This is a genomic window from Clavibacter lycopersici (genome assembly GCF_003576405.1).
Classification (GTDB): Bacteria; Actinomycetota; Actinomycetes; order Actinomycetales; family Microbacteriaceae; genus Clavibacter; species Clavibacter lycopersici.
Genome location: NZ_QWGT01000532.1, coordinates 1 through 508, shown reverse-complemented (window position 1 = coordinate 508; position 508 = coordinate 1). Strand labels below are relative to the sequence as shown.

The following is a 508-nucleotide window of genomic DNA, read 5'->3' as shown; positions in this document are numbered from 1 at the left end:
ACGCCCTCGCCCTGGTCCTGCTCGGCGTCGCGCTCGTCCCGGTCGGCCTGTCCCTCGCCCCCGCGATGGTGTCGGGCTTCCTCCTCGCCGACGCCCAGACCGCGCCGTCGGTGCGCACCGAGGCGTCGGCCTGGGTCAACACGGCGGTCAACACGGGTGTCGCGCTCGCGGCGGCCGCGGTCGGCGCGGTCGTGGACGCGGTGGGCCCGGTCGCGGGCATCGTCGTGGGAGGGATGGCGGCGCTGGTCGTCGCGGGGATCGCGGCGCCGTCGCTGCTGCGCCGACGCCCGACGGCGGCGGAGGCGAAAGCGCCCGGCGCGACCGCCCTCTAGCCCAGCGCCTCCACGACGGGCCGGAACTTCATGGCCGTCTCGGCGCGCTCGCGCACGGGGTCGGATCCCGCGACGATGCCGGCGCCCGCGTGCGCGACGATGGCGCCCGACGGATCCACCTGGGCGCCCCGCAGCGCGATGGCCCACTCGCCGTCGCCGTCGGCCGCGACCCAGCC

Annotated in this window: 1 protein-coding gene and 1 pseudogene; one reads left to right on the top strand and one right to left on the bottom strand. The window is 78.3% G+C overall.

Annotated features, from left to right (window positions below):
• Nucleotides 1-332, top strand: a pseudogene (locus tag DZG00_RS17085) (hypothetical protein); the annotation flags it as partial.
• On the opposite strand, the gene DZG00_RS16385 reads toward DZG00_RS17085, so the two are convergent.
• Nucleotides 329-508: chorismate-binding protein (locus tag DZG00_RS16385; RefSeq protein ID WP_199689851.1), on the bottom strand; the 180-nt coding region annotated here is incomplete at its 5' end. The pseudogene DZG00_RS17085 and the gene DZG00_RS16385 sit on opposite strands and share 4 nt — an antisense overlap.